The organism is Pseudomonas sp. KH_046_1 (assembly GCF_057839025.1).
On the sequence record NZ_CM174481.1, the window covers coordinates 2358821 to 2379328 of the forward strand.

A 20508-nucleotide genomic window follows, 5' to 3' on the forward strand; every position below is an offset into this window, starting at 1 on the left:
CCTGGCTCAAGAGTCCGTGTTTCCAGATAGTTGAAGCCTCTCTGTGGCTGACTGGCACAAAGGCTGCAAGGCTGTCATCAGGTCCACCTGGAGAGCATTCGTGTGGACAGCCCCCTCGGTCAACGACGATCGATTGGCCGAACAGGTCGTGGGCAGCATCGGTGGATCAGGCATAGATGCCTGGTTTCAACACCGCAAAAGAACAGGCAAAGACGCCTGGAACCGAAAGGTTTCAGGCGTTTTTTTTTGCTTTTAAAACCGTGATTGGCTCGGGCTGGGTGCTTTCTATGAATTCCAATGTTGCCACGTTGAACAAGATGCAAACGCTGATCGTGATCGGTAATGGCATGGTCGGACATCATTGTGTCGAACAGCTGATCGAGCGGGGAGCGCTTGAGCATTACCGGCTGCACGTCTTCAGTGAGGAGCCGATGCGCGCCTATGACCGTGTGCATCTTTCCGAGTACTTCTCCGATCGTGATGCCGAGTCGCTGGCGCTGTCCGATGCGTCGCTTTACCAGACGCCCGGCGTTACGCTGCATCTGGGTGTGCCGGTATTGGAAATCGACCGCGTCCGTCGCCAGGTGGTCACCGAGCAAGGTTGCGTCACGTATGACAAATTGGTCCTGGCCACCGGTTCATATCCGTTTGTTCCGCCAATCGAAGGCGCCGAAGGTGAGTCGCGTCTGGTCTATCGCACCCTGGAAGACCTCGATGCCATTCGGGCTGCGGCGGCCAATGCCCGGCGCGGCGTGGTGGTCGGCGGTGGCTTGCTGGGGCTGGAAGCCGCGAACGCGTTGAAGAGCCTGGGCCTTGAAGCCCACGTGGTGGAATTCGCGCCGCGCTTGATGCCAGTACAGCTGGATGACCTCGGTGGCCAGGCGCTCAAGGCGCAGATCGAACGATTGGGCGTCGGTGTACACCTGTCCCGTGCCACTCAATCGATCAGTGCGGGCGAGCAGTACCGCTATCGCATGAATTTCGCCAACGACGAATTCCTCGAAACCGACCTGATCGTGTTTTCCGCCGGTATCCGCGCTCAAGACGCGCTGGCTCGTCAATGCGCGCTGGAGATCGGTCCGCGCGGTGGCGTGGTGATCGACGACACGTGCCTCAGTTGCGACTCGAACATCTACGCCATCGGTGAATGCGCTTCATGGAACGGCAGCCTGTTCGGCCTGGTCGCACCGGGCTACCAGATGGCGCGCAGCGTCGCGGCCCGTCTGTGCAACGAAGTCGCCGAGCCGTTCACCGGTGCCGACATGTCGACCAAGCTCAAGCTGCTGGGGGTGGATGTCGGTTCCATCGGCGACGCCCACGGCAACACCCCGGGCGCGCGCAGCTATCAATTCATCGACGAAACCAGCGCCAGCTATCGCCGCCTGGTGGTGGATGCCAGTGGCAAACACGTGCTCGGTGCAGTGCTGGTGGGTGACAACAGCTATTACGACACCCTGCTGCAATACATGCAGAACGGCATCGCCTTGCCAGCAGAACCCGCCAACCTGATTCTGCCGTCCTCCGAAGGCGCGCCGACCCTGGGCCCGGGTGCGCTGCCCGAGTCGGCCACGGTGTGCTCATGCCATAACGTCACCAAGGGCTCCATTTGTTCGGCCATCGACGGCGGCTGCACCGACCTGGGCCAGCTCAAGTCGCAGACCAAGGCCTGTACCGGCTGCGGCGGTTGCGCCGGGTTGCTCAAGCAAGTCTTCGAGCATGAACTGATTGCCCGTGGCGTCAGTGTCGACAAGAGCCTGTGCGAACACTTCGCCTACACCCGTCAGGAGCTTTATGCGCTGGTGCGGGTAGAAGGGGTGATCACCTTCGACGAACTGTTGGCCAAGCACGGCCGTGGCCATACCGGTTGCGACGTCTGCAAACCGGCGGTGGGTTCGATTCTCGCCTCGTGCTGGAACCAGCCGATCACGGACACGTCGCTGGTGCCGTTGCAGGACACCAACGACACCTTCATGGCCAACATGCAGAAAAACGGCACCTATTCGGTGGTGCCACGCATCGCCGGGGGTGAAATCACAGCCGACAAGCTGATCGCGATTGGTGTGGTAGCGAAGAAATATGACCTCTACACCAAAATCACCGGCGGGCAGCGCATCGACCTGTTCGGCGCTCAACTGCATCAGTTGCCGGACATCTGGTCCGAGTTGATCGAGGCCGGTTTCGAAACCGGGCACGCCTATGGCAAATCGACCCGCACGGTGAAGTCCTGCGTCGGCAGCACCTGGTGCCGTTATGGCGTACAGGACAGCGTGCAAATGGCCCTGACCCTCGAGGACCGCTACAAAGGCCTGCGTTCGCCGCACAAGCTCAAGTTCGCGGTTTCCGGTTGCACCCGTGAGTGCGCCGAGGCGCAGAGCAAGGACGTGGGCGTGATCGCCACCGAGAAAGGCTGGAACCTCTATGTGGCCGGTAACGGCGGCATGCGCCCGCGCCACGCCGAGTTGTTCGCCACCGACCTCGATGACGCCACCCTGATCCGTTACATCGACCGGTTCCTGATGTTCTACATCCGCACCGCCGACAAATTGCAGCGCACCTCGGTCTGGCGCGAGAGCCTGGAGGGTGGCCTGGATTACCTCAAGGACGTGGTCATCAACGACAGCCTGGGGCTTGGCCTTGAGCTCGAATCGCAGATGCAACTGGTGGTCAACCGCTACGAATGCGAATGGGCCAACGCCCTGAAAGACCCGGAAAAACTCAAGCGCTTCCGCACCTTCGTCAACGATCAACGCCCGGACCCGGACATCCATTTTGTCCAGGAGCGCGGCCAGCGCCGGCCGATCATGGCCGCTGAACTCCACCTTATCCCTGTCATCGAGGAGATTGTCTGATGAGCCAGTCCGATACCCAGCGAGCCTATTCCAGTCCCTCCCTGGTCAATCCCGATGCCTGGCAAGCGGTGTGCAGCCAGGAGGATCTGGTGAGTAACTCCGGCGTCGTCGTCTGGCTCGACGGTGCACAAGTGGCGCTGTTCTACCTGCCGGCTGCCGACGGCAAGACCCTCTATGCCATCGATAATCATGACCCGCAATCCGGGGCGAATGTCATCGGTCGCGGGCTGATCGGCAGCATCAAGGGCGATCTGGTGATTGCCTCGCCACTCTACAAACAGCATTTCCGCCTTGAGGACGGCAGTTGCCTGGAGTATCCGCAGCAGCGCCTGCGGGTCTGGCCGGTGCGGCTGAGCGGAGGCAAGGTGGAGGTCGCGGTGGCCTGACCACCTGGATTTCGCCGGGGTCTGAGCGCTCATTCTATTAATGATGTATGCCAGGCTCCGGCGGAGTCGATGATCAATGACAAACAGTATCGGAGGTTCGTATGAAAACAGCCGCACAACTGCTGAAGCTCAAGGCCGTGCAGAACCGGCGGGTGCATAGCATCGCGCCAGACCAGATGGTGCTTGAAGCGTTGAAGATGATGGCGGAAAAAAATGTCGGTGCTCTGCCCGTCATAGAGGAGGGGCAGGTGGTCGGCGTTATCAGCGAACGCGACTATGCGCGCAAGGTCGTTCTACAGGGGCGCTCTTCGGTCGGTACGCCGGTCCGGGCCATCATGAGCGCGCCCGTCGTGACAGCAGACAGTCAGCAGAGCATTGAACGTTGCATGGCGGTCATGACCGACAGTCATCTGCGCCATCTACCGGTGGTGGAGGGCGACCAACTGATTGGCCTGTTGTCGATTGGTGATCTGGTCAAAGAAGCCATCGTCGAGCAGGCCGAGCTGATCCGGCAACTGGAACACTACATTCGCGGGCATTGAAACGACCGGGGGCAGGGTGGATCGAAAGCTTATGAGTACAGGACCAGGGTAAACAACCCGTTATAAACATCCCTATCGTAACCGCACGGCTTACTGAAGTTTCCTTTATAGGTAATTGCACGGACTTGCCCACCCATTTGCATTCGACCTGACCAATCATTTGCATCGGATTTGACCATCACGCTGCGTGGCCATGACCGGCAGAGAACGACCCTAAGCTGCCCTTCAGACAGGCATCTATTTGCCGATTGATGTATGTCACAAAACAGCCACCAGTGAGCCTGCTCACAGGAAAGCTCCGTAGTTGCGCCTCCTGGGTGCGTTGAGGCGTTCACTTCACCTGTTCGATTTCGCTCGGCCGCCATTGCTTGGCAAAGAACGGTTCCGTGGGGCTATAAAGGCGCAGGATGACAAAAAAACCTTTCTTAGGATCGGTTTGAATCCAATTACCAGCGCTCACTCCACTGGGTTGTGTCGCAGCGAAATACACCGTGGTGGAGCCATCGCCACTTGCCTCGGCAGAGGGCGATGGATAGCTCTGGCTACCGGCGCGCGGATAGCGCTGTGGCGTGTCGAGCATCGAGCGTGTTTGGTTGTCGTAGAGCGTCAGCGACCAGAAATTCGACTCCGGAATCCCCTTGGGCAGCGATACTTTGTAGGTCTTGGCGCCGTCGAAGTAATCCTTGTCGGCATCGACCGTAGCGAAAAGGTATTGCGAGCCGATCCCTGGCACACGCATGGCCATAGCAGGTGTGATGCCGGTCACGCCATAGAAGTACCAACGGCGGGCGTCCATTTGGCGATAGCCTGTGGGTGGGAAGGGCTTGGCACCTTCGCGCGTAATCATTGGAATCGGCGTTTCGAATTGATAGCCGGAAACGAAAAGCGGGTTAAACCAAGTCGAGTTGGGGTAGTAGTACCAACTGGCATCACGCGGCTTCATGAACAGGCTGCGTGAGATGGCATTGGCAGTGGTGACTGCTTCGGTGAGGATTTTTTTCATCCGTGCATCGGGTGTAAAAGGCTTGCCCTTGATGATGCCGATGGCGGCGATCGGCCCCATCAACTCCGGGTCGAGGGAACTGGCCGGTTCCTGCTGGACGACCTCGTTGAGCAATTCGAAATAGCTGAAATCGTTTGGCGCAATGGTGTTCATCGCCATGCCGCTTGCTTCATGAAACACCGCTGGCGTCGACGGACTGATCCGCGCAAACGGCGCTTTTCCCGATAGAAATTCGGCGATGGCGGTGCCAGCGCCGCCCGGCTCGTAGGCATAGATCTTCGTGGCTTTGCGAATACCGTCAGCCACCGGCTTCGGGTCATTGTGGTCAGCTAGAAATGAACGGGCGAACCACATCACATGGTTGGTGGGCGAATGGGCAATGGTGAACCCACCTTCGGGAAGGGGGCCGTTGTAGCCCGGCGGCACGATCAGGTACTTGCCACCCTCGCCACGATCGGGTCCAGGCAAGCCAATATCGACAATCCAACCGAACCAGTAATCCTGGATCGCGCCGAGTATTCCCGGTGCCGTCTCCAGCACCATGGGGCCCTTTGTCAGATCGAGAGCACCCACTGCGTAGATCGTGTCGGCATTGGTGGTCAAAAAAAGTGACTTGGAATCCATCAACTCGGAGAAGATGATGGCTTCATTGTCTTTCACCCCGACACTCTGCAACCCCTTGCGGATCGCGTGGAGACTTACACCCTGATAGGTGTCCGCGAAAGCGCGCTGCGCGTAGGTGAAGTCAAGGTTGTCGTAGGCCTTGTCGAGTGTGGCCTGGTCCGGTGCGCCGTCCTTGAAGTCAAGCGCGCCGATACGCGTTTCGACCCTGTCAGGCGTTGAGATCGATGCTCGCGTTTGCTCGGACACTTGCTCCACTGCCGATATGGGTGTCACCAGCGCCACCCATAATCCGAAGCTTGCGTAATATGACTTGTTCAATGCTTTGCTCCTTTTAAGGTGCAATTAAATGTCGTTGAACTACTTCACTAATTCTATTTCGCTCGGACGCCAGGCCTTGGTAAAGAACGGTTCAAGCGGACTGTAGAGACGCAGCATCACGCTCCACCCCTTGCCGGCAGTGGTCTGAATCCAGTTACCACTGTTGACCCCTTCAGGCAGCGAGGGACTGAAGTAAACCGTCGTGGAACCATCTGTATTCGGTTGGGCGGCAGGCGTCGGATAGCTCTGGCTGCCTGCTCTCGGGTAGCGTTGCGGAGTATCGAGCATCGAGCGCGACTGGTTGTCGTAAACGGTCAGGGACCAAAACTTCTCGGCGGGGATATTGGGTGGTAGCGTCACTTTGTAGGTCTTGCCGCCGTCGAAGTATTCGCCATTGGAGTCCACGAAAGCGCCAATGTACTGCGAGCCAATGGCGGTCAATCGCATCATCATTGCCGGGGTGATGTAGGTGGCATAGAAGAAGAATGCCGTGCGAGCGTTGAGCGTTCGGGCACCGGTGGGAGGGTAAGGTGTGATGGCGCCTTCGGCGCTGACCTGTGGTGGCGGAGTTTCGAAGTTGTACCCACCGACCCAAAGCATCATCGACCAGGCAGAGTCGGAATAATAAGCGAACCCCTCGGCTGGTCGTGGTCGCCAATTGAGAGTTCGGGCTGACGCCGTTCCGATGGCCGCCGCCTCCGTCAGGATTTGCTTCATTCGCGTATCTGGCTCGAACGGCTTGCCTTTCACAATGCCGATTGCCGCTAGCGACCCCATGATTTCTGGATTGAGGGCCTCTGCCGGCTCCTTCTGCACCAGATCATTGATCTGCTCGAAATAGCTGAAATCGCTGGGTGGCACCGTGTTTATAATCTTGCCGCTACCTTCAGTGAACGTCACCGGCTCTACGGGGCGCAGAAAGGCCCAATCCAGTTTGTGGTCCGGCGTGTGCGCCAACGTCGCCTTCCCCTGCAGCGCAGAACCGATGCTAGTGCCGTATCCGCCGGGTAGGTAGGGATAGACCTTGAGCGTATTCTTGATCCGCGCGACCACCGGTTTCGGATCGTTCTTCTCTAGAAAGGAGCGCCCAAGTAGGGTGGCACGAGTCGTAGACAGTTTCTGAACGAAGTAGCCACTTTCTGGCAATTCCCCCGTGTAGCCAGGCGGCACAAATAGATACTTGCCCCCCGCCCCCCGGTCCGGACCCGGCAGACCGAAGTCGGTTACCCACCGGAACCACATGTCGTCGACAACACCGAGTGCCAGTGGTGGTGTCTCAATCACGATGGGGCCCTTGGAGGCGTCCAAATTGACGAAGAAATAGATAGTGTCCGCATTAGCGGTCAGAAAACGGGATTTGGCATCCATCAACTCTGAGAAGATCAGGGCGGTGTTGTTCGGTACCCCAGCCGCCTCAATACCTTTGAAGATCGATGCCACCGAAGCGCCCTGGTAGGCGTTCATGAATGCTTCGACGCCGTGCATCAGATCGAGGTAATCATAGACCTTCGCCACGGTCTCAGTGCTCGGCGCACCGTCCTTATACTCCAACGTACCAATTCGTGATTCGACTTTGTCAGGCGTGGCGATTGAGGGTGGTATCTGTGCGAGGGCGTATGACTGAAGAGTCCCGAACAGTGCAACGCTCAGCACAATTTGGTTGAGGAGATGCTTCATGTCAGAGTTCATGGGGAGTCCTCTGAGAGGATAAGGCGAAGGCAGCGGATTTCGACAGCAATGCATTGACAATGAACTGGATTTTCCGCCCTCTGTAGTTTAGTAGGCTGCTCCCTCAATGCCGGAAAGAAAATATAAGTTTTCAGAAGATACGATCGTCTGAATTGGCCTAATGAGACTCGGGTTGGCCATCTGCTGCCTTCGGCTGAAAGTCTGCTATTGGCCGATTCTGTTGAAAAAGTAGCTCCCCTGTCTGGCCTGCGGCAAAATCTCTACATTGGCCAGCAGGGAAGCACGCAGCATGATGGGACAGTTATCGAGTGGGCAGGAACGACTCTTTTACTCGTTCAACCTTGAAGATCACATCCCGGCCAATCACCTTCTGCGCAGCATTGATCAGTGTCTCGATCTGAGCGACCTGCGCCATTACCTCGCCGATTTCTATAGCCCGATTGGGCGTCCGTCGATTGATCCCGAACTGATGATCCGCATGCTGATCGTGGGCTATTGCTACGGCATTCGCTCAGAGCGGCGGTTGTGCGAAGAGGCGCATTTGAACCTGGCTTATCGCTGGTTCTGCCGGTTGAGCCTTGAAGATGAAGTCCCCAATCATTCGACCTTTTCCAAAAATCGACACGGCCGCTTTCGGGACAGCGATCTCTTTCGCTGGCTGTTCAATGAAGTGCTGCGTCGTTGCATGAACGCAGGCTTGGTAAAAGGTGAAGGCTTTGCCGTGGACGCCAGCATCATCAAAGCAGATGCCAGCCGGCAGCGCGGTGTACCAGGAGATGAACCGGTCAACTGGAGCGATCCAGCCCTGAGCACCCGCGCCGTGCGTGAGTACCTTGAAGCCCTCGATGAAGAGGCTCTGGCCGAAACGCTACCGAAGCGCCTATCGCTGACTGATCCTCAAGCCCGCTGGACCGCAGCTCCAGGTGGCCCAGCGTTTTACGCTTACTCCACGAATTATCTGATCGATACCGAGCACGGAGTCATCGTGGATGTGGAACCCACACCAGCTCATCGCACGGCCGAAGTCGAGAGCACCAAGACGATGATCGATCGCGTTGAAGCGCAGTTCGACATCAAGCCGGAACGCCTCATCGGCGATACCGCGTACGGTACAGCGCCGATGTTGGCCTGGATGGTGGAGGAAAAAAACATCGAACCACACGTGCCGGTGTGGGACAAAACCGAGCGCAAGAACGACAGTTTTTCGAGCAACGACTTCCACTGGAATGAAGCGGCTGAGGAATACCGCTGCCCGGCCGGCAACCCATTGCGCAGCGAATGGCGAGCCTTCAAGAACGAGCGTTCGCACGTCACCAAAGCCAACACCGTCATCTTCCGATCCAGGCAGATCGACTGCGTTGCCTGTCCGATGAAAGCCAAGTGCTGCCCGAATACTGCGTTCCGCAAGATCGCTCGCAACGTCCATGAAGCCGCCCGCGATGTGGCTCGGCGAATCGCAGCGACACCTGCGTACGTGCGCTCTCGCCACGAACGTAAAAAGGTCGAAATGTTGTTTGCCCACCTCAAGCGCATCCTGAAATTGGATCGCCTGCGACTACGTGGCATGAGTGGCGCGACTGATGAATTCACGCTGGCCGCTGCGGTGCAGAACCTACGACGGCTAGCCAAATTTACATCTCAAGGGCCACCTGCCACGGGATAGGTGCGCCTGCACGAAGCAAAAAACCTCAAACCAACCCAATAACCGAGCTACAAAGCTCAACGAAGGGCCGAGAAACCACTCAATGTGGTGAGTAGGTTCTCCGGTGGTGGTCGTGTCTGAGTTCAGGCGAGCTGAAAATCCGACTTTTTCAACAGAATCGGCCGTTATCTGCCTGTCACGGCTGACAGAAATCGACCCTGAACCGCCAGTCTTCTGAGGGGGAATAGCGCCCTGCGCAGTGGCGATGGCGCTACCCGCCTGTGATCAATCACATGGGCGTGGCAATGAGTAATATTGCAGTCCCGTGTGCGGCTGTGGCGGCGGTTACCCCGTAGCGCATGCGGACGAAAGAACAGACCAGACCCTCAATCAGAGTGAACAGTAAAATCGGCCAGCCAATCCGGGTGACGCTTAGCGCCAGGAACGAATGGCAGGCTGCGAAGGCGACAGCGCTGATCAGGGCTGCTCGTAGCGCAGAGGTGTGGTGTTCGAGGTGACCTTGCAGGAAGCCGCGAAACAGCACCTCTTCTAGCGCATTGCCGCCGAAAGCCAGCACGACCATACTCAGCAACCAAGGCCAATAACCCGCGATCTCGCCTATATCGATTCCTTGGTAAAGCCGCAGCGGAACGCCGATCGCATACCCGGCAGCGAAGCCCAGAGTGAGTCCGACAGCCCGATTGCCCTTACTCCAGGCGATGAGTCCCCATAGCTCTGGTGCGATCCTTGCCAGCGCGGCGACGATAGCCAAAGACAGGACGCCCAGTGCGGCCAAGACAAACGGATTTGAAGCAAAGCTGATCTGCACGTCACCACTCAGGGACCATAAGCGCAGCGGGGTCATCACATCGCGCATCAGTACGAAGCCAAGCAGCAGGATAACTATGCGCAAACCTGGCTGTGTCTTCGGTGTCAGACGGAACCAGAGGGCACAGAGGCTAAGACCAGGAAGCAGATAAAAGCCATAGTCGATGAGCAGCGAAAGTCCTTCTGCGATCATTTGGCTGTCCGTGAGAGTTGAAGCACATGCTGAGGCAGCTCGTTAAAAGCTGACAATGTGACCGGATCATTGGCTGCGGCATCGGGAAAAGTTGATGTCTCGCTTCCGCAGGCCGCTGATGTCATGAGAGAAACCAGCGAAGCAGTCTTGCCTGTGTAGATGCGTTTGAAGAGTGTGCCGAACATCCCTATTTCCCCAGTGCTATCCATTGCAATGTGTTTGAAAGAGGGAGAGTGAGGTACACGGGCCTACGCATGCAATAACCCTCAGGCGTCAAACCATGCTGATTTGGTTGATTCGGATTAGTGCTGCTTGAACCTTGCGCAAAAGATGGCCTGGCGACCTGCTTCGTCCGGGAAGGCTTTCCCTGTTTTGCATCCAGAAACAGGCCGCAACGACCCAAAGTGAATCCTGCGCAACACCAGCTCGGCGCAGGTACTGATAGTTAGTGCTGGCGCTGGGGAGCCTGGTTGACGTGCAAAGCGGTCTGATCCAGGGAGCGGAAGGCAGCTTTTGGCCGTTCTCTGCCGATCATGGTTACAAAGCGTGCTGGTCAAATCCGATGTAATCGGTGCTCAGAACGAATGAAAATGACTGGTCAGGTCGAATGCAAGCGGGTGGTCAAGTAGAGTGCAATTTCGCATCCTTTATCAACTTTTATGTCATAACCCACATCAAGGTAAGACTTGACCTTGTTCTGCAGCAGGCATGTTGATACCCCTTCATCGCCTGGCCACATCCGAAAAGTAAAACTTGTCCAGGGTATGCCGCGACTCGGTGTACTCGAACTGCCGGCCGTCCTGCAAAAAGGTCTGGTTGCTGACCACAATCACATGGCTCTGCCCCTCAAGATCAAGGTGCTGCTGGTCGTCCTTGCCTCGCGGTACGGCTTCGATGGTGCGCTGGGCATAGCTGATTTGCAGTTGCAGCGTCTGTTCGATGAAGGCATAGATCGAATGCTCGGCAATCTCGCAATTCAGCCCCGGAATAAGATCGGCGACGAAGTGGTTGATGTCGAGGATGACCCGTTTGCCATCGATTCGACGCACGCGTTTGATCCGCGTGATCAGGCTACCTTCTTCGGCTTTCAGGTGTTCACACAAGGCACCTTGCAGGGGGAACTGCTCGAACGCCACTACCTCGGTGCTGACGTCATTGCCCAGCCTTGGGTGGGTTTCCTGGAAACTGACGATACCGCCGAGCTGGAATTCGATCGGATTGGGCGACAGCACGAAGGTGCCTTTACCGTGAATTTTTTGCGCGAAACCGCGTTCCTGAAGCAGTTCTATGGCTTGGCGCACAGTACCGCGACTGGCCCGGTAACTCTCCATCAATTCGGTTTCGGAAGGCAGCCGGGCGCCGCGTTCCAGTCGTTCGGTGGTGATGCTGGTAAGCAGATCGCTGTAGATCTGGCTGTATTTGCTCATGGGAATGGCTGCGTTGTGCTCAAGGGAGGAACCTTAGGGAACGCGTGAGGGTTTGTCTATTGCACAAATGGCGGGGCGATCGTGGCTGTCACAAATATCGCCGCTGGGCGGGCCATCGATAAATAAATTCTAACTCGTCTGTACGAGTTGTTGCTTTAACTCGTACAGACGAGTATTTTTCGCTTCGGCATGCTGCCAAACAACAAAAAACACAGTGGATGAAAAAGCATGAGCCACGATTACGCGACTATCGCCAGCGAGCTGCTTCAGAGCCTCGGTGGCGCTGACAACCTTGAACAGGCCGCACATTGCGTCACGCGTCTGCGCCTGGCCCTCAAAGATCCACAGCGGGTCGACAGTACGACGCTGAATCAGATCGACCTGGTCAAAGGCTCGTTCTTCACCGGCGGCCTGTTTCAGATCGTCATCGGTCCCGGCGAAGTCGAGAAGGTTTACGCCGCGCTGCGCGAGCAGACAGGGCTTGCTGCGTCGACCATCGCCGACGTGAAACAAAAGGGCGTCGATAAAACCAATGCCATGCAGCGCCTAGTGCGGGTGTTCTCCGATGTGTTCATGCCGATTCTGCCGGCGTTGATCATTGCCGGCCTGCTGATGGGGGTGAACAACCTGATCGGCGCCAAAGGCATGTTCATTGCCGGCAAGACCCTGCTTGAGGCTTACCCGACGCTGGACGGTGTCTGGAGCTTGATCAATCTGATGGCCAACACCTCGTTCGTGTTCCTCCCGGCGCTGGTCGGCTGGTCGGCAGCCAAGCGTTTTGGCGGCAGTGAAATCCTTGGCATCGTGCTGGGTCTGATGCTGGTTCACCCGGACCTGCTCAACGCCTGGAACTACGGCAAGGCGGTGGCCGGGCTGGACGGCCAGAGCCTGCCGTATTTCGATATTTTTGGCTGGTTCAAGATCGAGAAGGTCGGCTACCAAGGTCAGATTCTGCCGATCCTGCTGGCCGCCTACGTCATGAGCGTCATTGAAAAATGGCTGCGGGCGCGGGTACCCAATGCCATTCAACTGCTGGTGGTGCCGATTACCACGATCGTCGTGACCGGGGTGTTGGCGCTGGCCGTGATCGGTCCGGTGACCCGTCACCTGGGGATTCTGATCACTGAAGGCTTGGTGACCTTGTTTGACCTGGCGCCGATGGTCGGTGGGGCCATTTTCGGTCTGCTGTATGCGCCGTTGGTGATTACCGGCATGCACCACATGTTTCTTGCGGTCGATTTGCAGCTTATTTCCACTCAGGGCGGCACCTTCATCTGGCCGATGATCGTCATGTCCAACCTCGCACAAGGCAGCGCGGCACTCGGAGTGTTCTACATGACCCGCAGTGCGCGGGATAAAAGCATGGCCTCGACCTCAGCGATTTCCGCCTATTTCGGCATCACCGAACCGGCGATGTTCGGCGTCAACCTGCGCTACAAGTTTCCGTTCTACGCAGCGTTGGTCGGCTCGGCGCTGGGCTGCATGTTCCTGTCGCTGAATAAGATTCAGGCCTCGGCGATCGGTGTCGGTGGCTTGCCCGGTTTCATCTCGATCATCCCGCAGTTCATTCCGATGTTCGTGGTCGGGATGGTCATCGCCATGGTCGTGCCGTTCGTTTTGACCTGTGGCTTGAGCATGAAGATTGTCCGGCCTGGATATCGAGTCGCCTGACAGATCGCTATCGCGAGCAGGCTCGCTCCCACATTGGGATGCGATCAACTGTGGGAGCGAGCTCGCTCGCGATGAGGCCCTCAGGGCCAGTACAAAACCAATTGAAGGAATACGCCATGCAAGACTGGCAACGTTCGGTGATCTACCAGATCTACCCGAAGAGTTTTCACAGCCACGCCGGCAACCCCACGGGCGATCTGCTCGGGGTGGTGGCCAAGCTCGATTACCTGCAATGGCTGGGTGTCGATTGTCTGTGGATCACCCCGTTCCTGCGTTCGCCCCAGCGCGACAATGGCTACGACATCAGCGACTACTACGCCATCGACCCGAGCTACGGGACCATGGCTGACTGCGAGTTGCTGATCGCCGAGGCTGGCAAACGCGGTATCAAGTTGATGCTCGATATCGTGGTCAATCACACCTCCATCGAACACCAGTGGTTCCAGCAGGCCCGCAGCAGTCTCGATAACCCGTACCGCGACTTCTACATCTGGCGCGATCAGCCGAACAACTGGGAATCCAAGTTCGGTGGTTCGGCCTGGGAGTTCGAGGCGCAAACCGGTCAGTACTACCTGCACCTGTTCGACCACACTCAGGCCGACCTGAACTGGGATAATCCGCAGGTGCGCGCTGAAGTCTTCAGGATGATGCGCTTCTGGCGTGACAAGGGCGTCGGCGGTTTCCGCCTGGACGTGATCAACCTGATCTCGAAACCGGCGGACTTTCCCGAGGACAACAGCGACGGTCGGCGTTTCTACACCGACGGCCCGAACGTGCACGACTACTTGCAGGAAATGCACCGCGAAGTCTTCGAAGGCCATGACCTGATCAACGTCGGCGAGATGTCTTCCACCAGCCTGGAACATTGCATTCGTTACTCGCGAGCGGACTCGAAAGAACTGTCGATGACCTTCAACTTTCATCACCTGAAGGTTGATTACCCGAACCTGCAGAAGTGGGTTCGCGCTGACTTCGACTTCCTCGAACTCAAGCGCATCCTTTCCGACTGGCAGACCGGCATGCAGGCCGGTGGCGGCTGGAATGCACTGTTCTGGTGTAACCACGATCAGCCGCGAGTGGTTTCGCGGTTTGGTGATGACGGCGAACACCGCGTGGTGTCGGCGAAGATGCTCGGCACCGCGCTGCATTTTCTTCAGGGCACGCCGTTCATCTATCAGGGTGAAGAGTTGGGCATGACCAACCCGGGCTTTGAGAGCATCGAGCAGTACCGCGATGTCGAGACGCTGAACATCTTCCGGCTCAAGCGTGATGCCGGGGAGTCCGAGGCGTCGAGCATGAGCGCGATCATGCAGAAATCCCGCGACAACAGTCGCACCCCGATGCACTGGAACATGCAACCCAATGCCGGTTTCAGCAGCGCCGAACCCTGGATCGGCGTGCCGGCCAACGCCATGCAGATCAACGTCGAAAACCAACTCGACGACACGACTTCGGTGCTGCACCACTATCGCCAGTTGATTGCCCTGCGCCACAGCGAACCGCTGATTCAGGACGGTGTGTTTCGCCAGCTCCTGCCCACGCACCCGCAGGTCTGGGTGTACCTGCGTGAGGGCGAAGGTGAGCGCCTGCTGGTGGTGAATAACTTCTATGGCACGGCGTGTGAAGTCGAATTGCCGGAGCGGGTAATCACCGACGGCATGTTGCAACGCCTGGTGATCAGCAACTTTCCGGATTGTGAGACTCGTAGTCGACAGCTGTTCCTGCGGCCATACGAGTCGTTCGTCTTGCACCTGACCGACCACTAAAAAACACGCTCTTCAAACAACGCGCAGAGCACTGCGTGGGGTTTCTTGCGCGCAGATTTTACCGGATGAGCACAATAAAAATAATGAGATGCCTCTTGATAACAACAACTAATCGCAACCTTGCAGCATCGTGCGCATGCCTGATGTTGCCGTTCTCGGCCCAGGCTTTGGAGTTCGCCGGTTACTTGCGTAGCGGCGTCGGGACCTCGGTCAACAGCGGTTCTCAGCAGTGTTTTCAACTGCAGGGTGCCCAGTCAAAATACCGCTTGGGCAACGAATGCGAGCAGTACGCCGAGCTGGAGTTGCGTCAGGACGTTTACACCCTGGACGACGGCTCGGTGCTGAGCGTCGACGGCATGGCTTCGTTGTACAACCAGTACGACAAAGACCTGACGTTCAACGGTGATAACGGCTCGGTGCGCATGCCGCAGATGTACGCACAATGGTCGAACTTGCCGAGTCTCAATGGTGGTTCGTTGTGGGCCGGGCGGCGTTACTACAAGCGAAACGACATCCATATTTCCGACTTCTACTACTGGAACCAGAGCGCCACGGGTGGTGGTATCGAGGATGTGAAGATCGGCGACCTGAAATACAGCTACGCCTTTTCGCGCAAGGACAACCTGTACCAGAAGGATTATGTCACCCGGCAGGATTTCAACGTCGCAGGTTTTCAGACCAACCCCGGCGGTGAACTGGAGTTTGGCCTCAGTTACATCGATAAACCTGACCGCAGCGATGCGCACGCAGGTTGGGCCATCACCGCCCAGCATGTGCAAAAAAACTTCCTCGGCGGTAAGAACAAACTGGCGCTGCAATACGGCGAAGGGCCTGGCACCGGGTTGGGTTACACCGGCGATGTGGGCCTGGACGACAGCAACAGGAGCTACCGGCTGGTGGAGTTCTTCGACTGGCAAGTGACACCGCGTTTTGGTGGTCAGGTCGAGGCGGTCTATCAGAAGGACATTCGCCCGGACGGTAACGACCAGAACTGGATTTCCCTGGGCGTTCGCCCGGCTTACGCGATCACCGACCAATTCAAGTTGGTGACTGAACTGGGACACGATCAGGTCGAGGCCCCAGGCGGTACGCGCAAGTTGAGTAAATTCTCCTTTGTCCCGACCTGGTCGCCAAAAGGCCCGGGGTTCTGGGAACGTCCCGAGGTGCGTGTGTACTACACCTATGCCACCTGGAACGAAGCGGCCAAACGTGCGGCCAATGAACTGGCACAAGGTTCAGCGTTGTCCGATACCGGTGCGTTCGGCACGGCGCTGCATGGTGCGAACGTCGGATTGCAAGTCGAGTACTGGTGGAAATAAGCGATGCTGTAGGAGCTCGCGCTCCATCGGCACTTCAAAGAACAAAACCGCAGGTGAAGTCATGACCATAACCCAACCATTGCAATTGCTGGCGCCGCTGTCCGGGGTGCTGGTGCCACTTGATCACGTGCCGGATCCGGTGTTCGCCAGCCGGGTGATCGGCGACGGCCTGTGCATCGATCCGACCTCGCAGACTCTTTGCGCGCCGTTGGCCGGCGTGGTCAGCAACCTTCAACACAGTGGCCATGCGATCAGCATCACCGATGACAGCGGCGTACAGGTGTTGCTGCACATTGGTCTGGACACCGTGAACCTGGCGGGTAAGGGGTTCCGCGCCTTGGTCGAGCAGGGCCAGCGTGTCGAGGCCGGACAGCCGTTGATCGAGTTCGATGCCGACTATGTAGCCCTGCATGCCCGCAGCCTGTTGACCTTGATGCTGTTGGTCAGTGGCGAGCCCTTCAGCCTGCTGACACCTGACAATGGACTGGTGGCGTGTGCCCAGCCCGTGTTGCGCCTGAGCCTCGGCGATCCGCGTTCCAGCGTTGCGCAGGAGGAGGGCGAAGCGTTGTTCTCCAAACCGGTCCCCCTGCCCAACGCCAATGGCCTGCACGCGCGGCCGGCGGCGATCTTTGCGCAGGCGGCGAAAGGTTTTGCGGCAAGCATTTGCCTGCACAAGCAGCAGGACAGCGCCAACGCCAAGTCCCTGGTGGCGATCATGGCGTTGCAGACGGTTCACGGCGATGCGCTGCAGGTCAGTGCGGTGGGCGAAGATGCCGAATTGGCAATCAGCACGTTGGCCCAACTACTGGCGGATGGCTGCGGTGAGGCCGTGACTGCGGTGGCGGTCGAAGCGCCGGTGGCTCAGGCGCAGGAGGTGTCGACGAAGCTGTTGCGCGGTGTCTGTGCTTCGGCGGGTTCGGCCTTTGGGCAGGTGGTGCAGGTGGCTGAGCGCACCCTGGAAGTCCCCGAGTTTGCTGCGGATCAACGCGTGGAGCGCGAGTCGCTGGAGCATGCGCTGACCCGCGCGACGCAGGCGCTGCAACACTTGCGTGACAACGCGAAAGGCAAGGCGCAGGAGGATATTTTCAAGGCACATCAGGAGTTACTGGAAGACCCGAGTCTGCTGGAGCAAGCCCAGGCCTTGATTGCCGAGGGCAAGAGTGCGGCGTTTGCCTGGAACAGTGCCACTCAAGCCACCGCTGCGCTGTTCAAGTCGCTGGGCAACACCTTGTTGGCCGAGCGGGCGTTGGACCTGATGGATGTCGGCCAGCGCGTGCTCAAGTTGATTCTCGGGGTACCGGACGGTATCTGGGAGTTGCCGGACCAGGCGATTTTGATTGCCGAACAACTGACACCGTCGCAAACCGCTGCCCTGGATACCGATAAGGTGTTGGGTTTCGCCACTGTGGGCGGCGGTGCCACCAGCCATGTGGCGATACTCGCCCAGGCCTTGGGTTTACCGGCGGTGTGTGGTTTGCCGGTGCAGGTGCTGTCGCTGGCCAGCGGAACCCGGGTGCTGCTCGATGCGGACAAGGGTGAGTTGCACCTGGACCCTGATCTGTCGGCTATCGAACAGCTGCACGGCAAACGTCAGCAGCAACGGCAACGACATCAGCGCGAACTCGAGCAGGCTTCGCTGGCGGCCTGTACCCGTGACGGCCATCACTTCGAGGTGACGGCCAACGTTGCCTCGCTGCTTGAGGTCGAGCAGGCGATGGCGCTAGGCGGCGAGGGTGTCGGTCTGCTGCGTTCGGAGTTTCTTTATCTGGAGCGCAACAACGCGCCCAGCCATGACGAGCAAGCGGTCACTTACAGCGCCATTGCCCGGGCCCTTGGGCCAGAGCGCAATCTGGTGGTGCGCACACTGGATGTGGGCGGCGACAAACCGCTGGCCTACGTGCCAATGGACAGCGAGGCCAATCCGTTTCTGGGCATGCGCGGAATTCGCTTGTGCCTGGAGCGTCCGCAGCTGTTGCGCGAGCAGTTCCGGGCAATTCTGAGCAGCGCCGGTCTGGCCCGTCTGCACATCATGCTGCCGATGGTCAGCCAGTTGTCGGAGTTGCGCCTGGCGCGGCAGATGCTGGAAGAAGAGGCGCTGGCGCTCGGGCTCAAGGCGCTGCCGAAACTGGGCATCATGATCGAAGTCCCGTCCGCGGCATTGATGGCGGACCTGTTTGCCCCCGAGGTGGACTTCTTCTCCATCGGCACCAACGACCTGACCCAATACACCCTGGCCATGGACCGCGATCACCCACGTCTGGCCAGCCAGGCCGACAGTTTTCACCCCTCGGTACTGCGTCTGATCGCCAGCACCGTGAAGGCCGCCCATGCCCATGGCAAGTGGGTCGGGGTGTGTGGCGCGCTGGCTTCGGAGACTCTGGCGGTGCCGCTGTTGCTGGGGCTTGGGGTGGATGAACTGTCGGTCAGCGTGCCGCTGATTCCGGCGATCAAGGCCGCGATTCGCGAGGTCGAGCTCAGCGACTGTCAGGCCGTCGCGCATCAGATACTCGGGCTGGAGAGCGCTGAGCAGGTCCGCGAGGCCTTGTCTTCGCAGCAGCAGGCGATGGTCGAAACTTCACAGGTGTTGGAGAACTGAACATGTTCGAGAAAATGCAACGGGCGTTCTGGAAGGCATTGACCCCGGATCTGCTGGTGGATGAGCCGAAAGTGGCTGCCAGGCTTTCTACGGACCTGCCGTCGAACGTGGTCGCCGCGCTGGGTGGGCTGGATAACCTGGCGTCGCAACAGCGCATTGCGATAACGCGAGTACGGGTCCAGTTGCGTGATGTAACCCGACTGGACGAACAGGCCTTGCGTGCGGCGGGTGTGCCGGGGGTGATGGTGCTGGCGGATGGCGTGGTGCATGTATTAACCCGGTGCCCAAAGTGGGAATGACGGCCTGCGCGTGACCCGCGCAGGGTTCGCTGTCGTTCACCCGCTCGTGCCGCTGAAAGGTTCATATCAATGCAGTTCCAGTGCATTATTTTTGCACCATAGCCACCCGACGACCGCTCATGAAGCACAGGAGCCCACCCATCGCGGTCAGTGCGCTCAAGGCATAGAACATCGTGGGCGCGGGGGTGTGCATCAATAGAAAGCCACAAATCACCGGGCTCAGGGCGCCACCGAGGGCCGCCAGGTTCTGGGCTCCGTAATAGCTGCCGCGCAGCTCCTCCGGGGCCAGGGTGTCAACGAAGAGGAACTCGGCCGGGTAGATGATCATTTCACCGAGGGTGAAGATGAACATCGCCACGCACCAACTCACCATGCTGTCGGCCAGGCTGAAGCCGATCAGGCCAAGGATGAACAGGCTGGTGCCCGCGGCAATCCAGTAGCGCAGCTTCTCGCGATTGAGGAACCGGCCGATCTGGTACTGCAGCAGGATCACGCTGATGGCGTTGCAGGCGAGCAGGGCGGCCATGATTTCCAGAGCACGTTTGGAATCGTGGGTCACCAGCAGGTATTGCGACAAGTAGAGGGTGAAACGCCCGTGCACCACGGTGCTGAGCAGGCAGCCGCAAGTGAACATGATCAGGGTGCGGTCGTTTTTCAGGGTGACCAGGGTTTTCAGGAAACTCTGGGGTTGCCCGATGGCGGGTGTCTGCGCCGAATCCCTGGGAATGCCGATCATCAGGAAGATGCTGAAGAACGCGATGCCACCGGCAATCAGGAAGGGTGCGATCGGATAGACCCCGGCAATCACCACGCCGAGCATGGGGCCTGTGGCATAGCCGATGTTGGTCAGCGTGTAGCGCAGGGAAAACGCCTTGGCCCGCTGGCCCATGGGCAGGTTTTCGCTGAGGATCGCTTTGGAGCCGATGAGGAACAGCGCTGACGCGGTCTCGGTGATCACCAGGGTGGCGGTGGTCAGGTAGAGGTTTTCGGCAAAGGTCAGCAGTACGAAGCCGATGGCGCTGGAGAGCATCGCCAGGATCAGCAGCCGGCGCTTTTCCAGGCGGTCGATGATATAGCCGCCGTAAAGAGCCAGCAGGGTGGCGATGAACACCGCGATACCGAGCAGCAAGCCAACGTCCTGTTGGTTGAGGCCCAGCTTGTTGCTCAGGAACAGCGTGAGCAAGGGGCTGGTGATGGCGCGGCTGACCACGATGGTCAGTGAAACGATCATCAAGCGGCGGATAACGAGCGAGTAAGTGGCCACGGTGGTGCAAATGTCCTTATTCAGATTCTGTAGTGTTCGCCGATGTACCGAGTCGCGGCCATTCGCGAGCAGGCTCGCTCCCACAGGGGAAT

At 58.5% G+C, this 20508-nt stretch carries 15 protein-coding genes; 9 read left to right on the forward strand and 6 right to left on the reverse strand.

The genetic code is table 11. From position 1 onward, the window contains the following. Positions 1-287 precede the first annotated feature (287 nt). From nirB to AC3IT9_RS11025, 3 genes are all read left to right on the forward strand, one after another. Positions 288-2849 (forward strand): nitrite reductase large subunit NirB, encoded by a 2562-nt coding sequence (nirB, locus tag AC3IT9_RS11015; RefSeq protein ID WP_489273034.1) that lies wholly within the window; start codon positions 288-290, stop codon positions 2847-2849. Beyond that, positions 2849-3235, forward strand: coding sequence for a nitrite reductase small subunit NirD (gene nirD, locus AC3IT9_RS11020; protein ID WP_489273035.1), 387 nt, complete (start codon positions 2849-2851; stop codon positions 3233-3235). The genes nirB and nirD overlap by 1 nt, the downstream gene beginning before the upstream one ends. Positions 3236-3336: 101 nt before the next feature. Further along, a complete protein-coding gene (locus AC3IT9_RS11025; protein ID WP_150727255.1) occupies positions 3337-3777 on the forward strand; it encodes a CBS domain-containing protein in 441 nt (146 codons plus the stop codon). 331 nt (positions 3778-4108) lie between these two features. On the opposite strand, the gene AC3IT9_RS11030 is transcribed toward AC3IT9_RS11025, so the two are convergent. Together AC3IT9_RS11030 and AC3IT9_RS11035 are read right to left on the reverse strand one after the other, a co-directional pair. Next, positions 4109-5722 carry a DUF1254 domain-containing protein gene (locus AC3IT9_RS11030; RefSeq protein ID WP_489273037.1) on the reverse strand — a complete coding sequence of 538 codons (1614 nt, stop codon included), beginning with the start codon at positions 5720-5722 and terminating at the stop codon, positions 4109-4111. Positions 5723-5761: 39 nt separating this feature from the next. Further along, entirely contained in the window at positions 5762-7411 is a 1650-nt protein-coding gene (locus tag AC3IT9_RS11035; protein ID WP_489273038.1) for a DUF1254 domain-containing protein, read from the reverse strand. A gap of 289 nt (positions 7412-7700) precedes the next feature. Between AC3IT9_RS11035 and AC3IT9_RS11040 the strand changes: the two genes are divergently transcribed. Further along, on the forward strand, positions 7701-9074 hold the full coding sequence (locus AC3IT9_RS11040; protein WP_489271786.1) for a transposase: 1374 nt from the start codon (positions 7701-7703) through the stop codon (positions 9072-9074). 268 nt (positions 9075-9342) lie between these two features. Here AC3IT9_RS11040 and AC3IT9_RS11045 read toward each other — a convergent pair whose 3' ends face one another. The 3 genes from AC3IT9_RS11045 to treR form a co-directional block, all read right to left on the reverse strand. After that, on the reverse strand, positions 9343-10074 hold the full coding sequence (locus AC3IT9_RS11045; protein WP_489273039.1) for a CPBP family intramembrane glutamic endopeptidase: 732 nt from the start codon (positions 10072-10074) through the stop codon (positions 9343-9345). Beyond that, on the reverse strand, positions 10071-10259 hold the full coding sequence (locus AC3IT9_RS11050) for a hypothetical protein (RefSeq protein ID WP_150752352.1): 189 nt from the start codon (positions 10257-10259) through the stop codon (positions 10071-10073). Before AC3IT9_RS11050 ends, AC3IT9_RS11045 begins: the two co-directional genes overlap by 4 nt. Before the next feature lie 537 nt (positions 10260-10796). After that, the gene (treR, locus tag AC3IT9_RS11055) at positions 10797-11501 is read right to left on the reverse strand and encodes a trehalose operon repressor (protein WP_151213045.1); all 705 of its coding nucleotides are present in this window, start codon (positions 11499-11501) and stop codon (positions 10797-10799) included. 228 nt (positions 11502-11729) lie between these two features. Here treR and treP point away from each other — a divergent pair, with 228 nt between their 5' ends. The 5 genes from treP to AC3IT9_RS11080 all read left to right on the forward strand — a co-directional run bounded on the left by treP (position 11730) and on the right by AC3IT9_RS11080 (position 19152). Next, positions 11730-13172, forward strand: coding sequence for a PTS system trehalose-specific EIIBC component (treP, locus tag AC3IT9_RS11060; RefSeq protein WP_489273040.1), 1443 nt, complete (start codon positions 11730-11732; stop codon positions 13170-13172). A 116-nt stretch (positions 13173-13288) separates the two neighbouring features. Continuing rightward, positions 13289-14938 (forward strand): alpha,alpha-phosphotrehalase, encoded by a 1650-nt coding sequence (gene treC / locus AC3IT9_RS11065; protein ID WP_489273041.1) that lies wholly within the window; start codon positions 13289-13291, stop codon positions 14936-14938. A 95-nt stretch (positions 14939-15033) separates the two neighbouring features. Beyond that, positions 15034-16257 carry a maltoporin gene (locus tag AC3IT9_RS11070; RefSeq protein ID WP_489273043.1) on the forward strand — a complete coding sequence of 408 codons (1224 nt, stop codon included), beginning with the start codon at positions 15034-15036 and terminating at the stop codon, positions 16255-16257. 61 nt (positions 16258-16318) lie between these two features. Next, complete coding sequence (gene ptsP, locus AC3IT9_RS11075; RefSeq protein WP_489273045.1) at positions 16319-18853, forward strand: phosphoenolpyruvate--protein phosphotransferase; 2535 nt, start codon at positions 16319-16321, stop codon at positions 18851-18853. Between the two features lie 2 nt (positions 18854-18855). Then, positions 18856-19152 (forward strand): PTS sugar transporter subunit IIB, encoded by a 297-nt coding sequence (locus tag AC3IT9_RS11080; protein ID WP_489273047.1) that lies wholly within the window; start codon positions 18856-18858, stop codon positions 19150-19152. Positions 19153-19237: 85 nt separating this feature from the next. Here AC3IT9_RS11080 and AC3IT9_RS11085 read toward each other — a convergent pair whose 3' ends face one another. Next, on the reverse strand, positions 19238-20416 hold the full coding sequence (locus AC3IT9_RS11085; protein ID WP_150752348.1) for an MFS transporter: 1179 nt from the start codon (positions 20414-20416) through the stop codon (positions 19238-19240). Positions 20417-20508 lie beyond the last annotated feature (92 nt).